The organism is Metabacillus niabensis (genome assembly GCF_902829255.1).
GTDB classification, from domain to species: Bacteria; Bacillota; Bacilli; order Bacillales; family Bacillaceae; genus Metabacillus; species Metabacillus niabensis.
Map to the genome: position 1 here is coordinate 1 of NZ_CADEPK010000329.1, position 5224 is coordinate 5224.

At 35.4% G+C, this 5224-nt stretch carries 8 protein-coding genes and 1 pseudogene; 6 read left to right on the forward strand and 3 right to left on the reverse strand.

The window, feature by feature from the left end:
- Positions 1-90: 90 nt before the first annotated feature.
- From HU235_RS18965 to HU235_RS18975, 3 genes are all read left to right on the forward strand, one after another.
- Positions 91-510: a DUF6678 family protein gene (locus HU235_RS18965; RefSeq protein WP_174881230.1), complete on the forward strand. Its 420-nt coding sequence runs from the start codon at positions 91-93 to the stop codon at positions 508-510.
- A gap of 127 nt (positions 511-637) precedes the next feature.
- Entirely contained in the window at positions 638-1147 is a 510-nt protein-coding gene (locus HU235_RS18970) for a hypothetical protein (RefSeq protein ID WP_145580724.1), read from the forward strand.
- Positions 1148-1240: 93 nt separating this feature from the next.
- On the forward strand, positions 1241-1810 hold the full coding sequence (locus tag HU235_RS18975; RefSeq protein ID WP_174881231.1) for a nucleotidyltransferase family protein: 570 nt from the start codon (positions 1241-1243) through the stop codon (positions 1808-1810).
- Between the two features lie 283 nt (positions 1811-2093).
- Here HU235_RS18975 and HU235_RS18980 read toward each other — a convergent pair whose 3' ends face one another.
- The 3 genes from HU235_RS18980 to HU235_RS18990 are packed head-to-tail and all read right to left on the reverse strand — an operon-like array spanning position 2094 to position 3844.
- Entirely contained in the window at positions 2094-3233 is a 1140-nt protein-coding gene (locus tag HU235_RS18980) for a zinc-dependent alcohol dehydrogenase (protein WP_174881232.1), read from the reverse strand.
- 24 nt (positions 3234-3257) lie between these two features.
- Positions 3258-3620, reverse strand: a complete 363-nt coding sequence (locus tag HU235_RS18985; protein ID WP_095299954.1) for a spore coat protein — start codon at positions 3618-3620, stop codon at positions 3258-3260.
- A gap of 14 nt (positions 3621-3634) precedes the next feature.
- Positions 3635-3844 (reverse strand): spore coat protein, encoded by a 210-nt coding sequence (locus tag HU235_RS18990; protein WP_174881233.1) that lies wholly within the window; start codon positions 3842-3844, stop codon positions 3635-3637.
- A 150-nt stretch (positions 3845-3994) separates the two neighbouring features.
- On the opposite strand from HU235_RS18990, the gene HU235_RS18995 reads away from it, so the two are divergent.
- The 3 genes and pseudogenes from HU235_RS18995 to HU235_RS19005 all read left to right on the forward strand — a co-directional run.
- Entirely contained in the window at positions 3995-4207 is a 213-nt protein-coding gene (locus tag HU235_RS18995) for a hypothetical protein (protein ID WP_145580726.1), read from the forward strand.
- Positions 4200-4496 (forward strand): spore coat protein, encoded by a 297-nt coding sequence (locus tag HU235_RS19000; RefSeq protein ID WP_095299957.1) that lies wholly within the window; start codon positions 4200-4202, stop codon positions 4494-4496. The genes HU235_RS18995 and HU235_RS19000 overlap by 8 nt, the downstream gene beginning before the upstream one ends.
- A 238-nt stretch (positions 4497-4734) precedes the next feature.
- A pseudogene (locus HU235_RS19005) lies at positions 4735-5224 on the forward strand (hypothetical protein); the annotation flags it as partial.

The window sequence follows — 5224 nt, forward strand, 5'->3', positions numbered from 1 at the left end:
AAATAAGTCACCATGTATATTTAATAGTAATTGTTTTTATTTCCAATTCAAAAACATCTTTTGAAATCTCAATTTTGAAGGAGAATTCGTATGGAAAGTTTTAAGAAAAAGGTACAAGCAATCGTAACTGAAAAACAGTTATGTTCTATTATGAATAACACAAAATGGGAGAGATTACGGATTGGAGTTCTCAATCGATTACCATTTACTCCCCCTTATCAAGTAAAGTATATTCTACAAGAAAAGCCTGAACCCGCTACTTTTGATACGGATGTTTGGTACTTGGGAGATTGGATAGAGGGGTTATTCCCTTTTTATGCGATCGAATGGATTAAAGTTAGACCAAGATATGTAAAGCATAAAGGCAGGCTCGTTGATGATGAAGTGATTGATATAACAGAGCAATTTCGCGAATTACTACACAATCTTCACATTCCTTATAAAGAGGAAAATAACGCATTTTATATTTACGGTTATTCGGCAAGCACTGAATTCATAAGAAATGATTAAAAGGCAAGTTTTGAAGGATGAAGTGTTTATTAAAGAATTGATTTCGGTTGATGCATGATATGAAAAAGGCATTGCTATAGCGCACCTTATCGGTATGTTACATAGTTAATTAAAGTAGGTGAGAGTGATGAAAGAACGGAAAATCCTAATGCAGCAAAAGATAAAACGTAATAAACAAAAGAATCAAAAGTATGATCTAATCAATCGATTACCACATCGTTTATCATGTGAAATGGAAAATTGCGAATTAATCTTCTCTCCGGAAGTAGATGCAATTTTAGATAAAGTACACAAATTATGGAATTATGAGCTTCATAAAGGGGACTTTGTAACTAAATATCATAACTTCAGAAAGGAATTTAGCTGGGAAGATGAAGTTATTCAATATGTCCAACAGATAAAAATAGAAGAGAAGCAAGCATATTTATTTTTGGGGATAAACGACAGTCCTATCTTTCTTGTTAATGGAGAATGGGTCATAGAAAACTTTTCTGATATATGGGAAGCAATCAACTATACTGATTTATGGGTTTTTGATATGGATGTCAACTATGGTGTTCTCGTTTCCCGATATGGAGGCTATTTAGAACACGACCCCAATCCAAAGGAAATTTTATATGCAATTACTAAATGGTGAGGAAGTAAGGAAATTCCTGAATTATGATTGATGATAATCCTTTCACTTAGTTTTTTGCAAAAGCTAGTCATAATCCTATTTTTAAGGAGCAGCTTGAAGATGATGAATGAGGAGAAAATCATTTCGATTATTGAACAGGATGAATGGATGATGGAAATATTAAGGATGGCAAAATCATTGGATTTACCTGATTGGTGGATATGTGCTGGGTTTGTCCGTTCAAAAATATGGGATATCTTACATAACTTTAATGAGAGAACGCCGATCCCTGATGTTGATGTCATCTATTTTGATTCTGGACATGTTGACGAATTGCGTGAAAAAAAGCTTGAGGAAAAACTAAAATCGCTTGATGAAACGATTCCTTGGTCGATAAAAAATGAAGCAAGAATGCACTTGAAAAGTAAAATGACACCATATTCTTCTTCAGTTGATGCGATATCGAAGTTTCCAGAAACAGCAACAGCATTAGGCGTGAAATTAGATGACAAGGATCATGTGTGTTTAATAGCACCTTGGGGAATCAGTGATGTTGTTCATTTAGAAGTAAAGCCAACCCCTTATTTTATCGAGAATAAACATCGTGCAGCAATTTACGAAGAACGCATTGCAAAAAAGAATTGGCAATCAACTTGGAGTCAATTAATCATTCATCGTATTTAACATTTTTTTAAGTTAATCGTTCAATTAAGAATTTAGATTTAAAGGCTATAATAAAACTTCTTTGTTTTTGATTTAAAAAACCCTGTAGTTGAAAGAAACAGTGCCATTAAAAAAATTTCCATTTATAAAAATGGACCACGTAAATAAAATAGTCAAGGAACAGTATAAAAAGCAGAGAATGAAGAAAGTTCCCTGCTTATTCAAATTAAAGATACATATTTGTTTTACATAAGCTAAATAATCTTGGTTTGTCTTTATTTAAAAATTTAGGGCTAAAGCGGAATTAATGAGGCTTCAATACAACCTTAATGCAATCATCTGTCTTTGTATCGAATATTTCATATCCTCGTTTTGCTTCTTCTAAAGGGAGAACATGTGTAACAACATCAGCAGGATCTACCTTCCCATCTGCAAACAGTTGATAAAGCTTGGGCATAATTGGAATGACATGCGCTTGGCCCATTTTTAATTGGACATTTCGTTGGAAAATATCACCTAATGGAAATGCATTATACCTCATTCCATACACACCAGTTAATTGGATCGTCCCACATTTTCTGACAGCCTGACTAGCGGTTACGATTGCGCCCATTGAGCCACCGTGAAGCTTTAAACCTGTAGCTAAAAATTCCATCGGTGTCATTTTTCCATCCATTCCAACGCAATCGATGACAACATCTGCACCACCCTTTGTCATTTCTTTTAAGTGGTTGCCAATGTTTTTTTCACTTTCAAAGTTTACAATTTCAACATGATTTGTTTTTTTTGCATGTTCCAGCCTGTAGTCAACATAATCAACAGCTATCACTCTTTCTGCACCGAAAAGCCAAGCGAATTTTTGCGCTAAAAGACCAACAGGACCACAGCCTAAAATAATAACGGTATCTCCTTTTTTCACACCTGCATTATCAACAGACCAGTAGGCAGTCGATGCTGCATCGGCAAGGAGAACTAGTTTTTCATCCTCCATTTCACAGTTTTCGGGTATTTTAAAAGGGGTAAAATTACCGTAGGGCACTCGTAAATATTCAGCCTGACCACCAGCAACTCCACCTGTTGTTTCCGAATAGCCGAAAAAACCGCCCATTTCCCCATGCTCATTCGAGTTATCACATTGACTAGTGAAATCGTTATTGCAATACCAGCATTGCCCACAGCTTACGTTAAAGGGAATGATTACGCGATCTCCCTTTTTTAAGTTTTTAACCTCTGGGCCAACTTCTTCGACTATCCCCATTGGTTCATGGCCGATAATAAAGTTTTCGGGGGTATTCGGGATCATCCCATGAATTAAATGGAGATCAGAGCCACAAATGGCAGAGGTTGTTACTTTAATGATGAGATCATCTGCCTTTTCGATTTTCGGATCATTTACTTCTTTTACTGCGACATCTTTAATTCCTTGATATGTAACTGCCTTCATGTCTATAACATCCTCCTAAAGCATCTATTTATTCGGTGTTGCAAACGTTCCTAGACGATCAGTGTCAGTTGGGAAAAGCTCCATATCTGCAATGGCAAGTGCCATATCTGCTGCTTTAATATCTAGTTCAATTTGCTTTTCGACATCGTGTGGGTATAACCAGCCTTTTTCCATCATTAGCTCTGATATTTCTTGGTGGAGGTCAATGGCCTGCTCCATTTGACGAGACAACGCTTGCCTTAAGTCAGCGCTAGCTGTTTCCGTCAAGGCAACTGCATAATAGCGAATTCCTGTTTTAACAGTAAGTAAAAAATCTAAGGCAAATGAGGAATCTGCCATTTTCGGCATTCCTTCTGCATATTTAGGATCCAAATAGTCTTGATTCATATATGGTTCACCTCTTAATGTAGTGTTCGAGCTTTCTCATACAATTGTTTAAGCTCGTTAATTGCTGCAACTGACTGAGCTACATCTTTTTGCATCAATGCTTTTAAGTCATTGTCAAAGCAAATACCTTGCATCAATTTTGAGCGAATTAAGCAATTTGTTTTAAAATTCAATAGTTCATGTGTATCCATCGTTTCATGATAAGCTAAAGCATTTATTTCCATTGAATTCACTCCTTTTTCTTTAGAATGACCTATTTTTGCAAACGATCATCCGAAAAAAATTACCAATAGTAGTTATCTGATGATTAAGTATAGGAAATGGTCCGATTGGTACTCTATAAATAAGAATTTTCCAAAGATAGGAGAGGAACGATGACTCAGTATTTAGGATTACATGAAACACTTGAATTACATGAATTGTTAACATTTAAAAATTTATCATTAACAAAGGCGTTTACAATGAGCGGATTAGTACAGGATCCAACCTTAAAAGAAATTTTATTAGCAGATGTAGAAGCAGGAACAAAATTTGTCACACAGATAAAGCAGCTTATGACAGAAAGGAGCGATAACAGTTATGAATGAGCTCGTGAAAAAACTGATGGGGATGGGCGGGATGACGGATCAGGTAATCGCAACAGATTTTCTAATTTCAGCTAAAGCCAATATTAGAAATCTTGCCTTCGCCATAACTGAAGCTTCAACACCAGCAGTAAAGGAAGTGTTACGTGAACAGCTCAGACACGCAGTTTTGACTCATGAGAAAATTTCATCCTATATGATTGATGAAGGAATGTATCATCCTAGTGACTTAAGTAAACAATTAAAGACAGATTTAACGATAACAGAAACGGCATTGAAATTAACGGATTAAGATGATGTGACAGATATGAAAGGGAAATTCCCTTTATACCTGTCACATATTTTTATCTATAAAGTACTAAATTTCGACAAAAACATAGTCCGAAAGTTATATTTAACCTCCCAAATTGTTTAAATATGTGTATAATAATAAACAGATTAATAGAATATTGTCTTATTTTGGTATCATTTGTAATTTTTACTTAAAAAATAAGCCTATATTTCTATAAAAAAATTTAGGAGGAAAAAAAGTGATATGTAGTAATTGTGGCCACCAAAACGAAGGTGGAAAATTTTGTGTGAAATGTGGAACGAAGCTGGTGGGAGAGACAGCTGAACAACAACAAGCTGCAACAGTCGAACCAACGATTCCTGTTTCGAATCAGCCAGTACAGCCAGAACAAGCAGAAACAACATTTTCGGCACAACCAACTCGACCTGAACAACCAGTACAGCCTGCTGAGCCTAACAAGCATGTTGAAGCCGCGAAAAATGTATCGAAATTATTCTTTTCTTATTTTATTGATGGACTTAAAAATCCGACAAAAGCGGCACAATCAGTAGGACAAGAGCAATTTGTAAATGGATTGATTACAATGATCCTATATGCTCTATTTATTCCACTTACGATTTACTTTGGACTTAAGGTAGTAATTGCAAATTTACTTGAAAAAATTGCGGGGATTTTCCCTGATGAATTTGACTTTTTTGATGTAACTCAAATGATAAGCTTTTATGAAC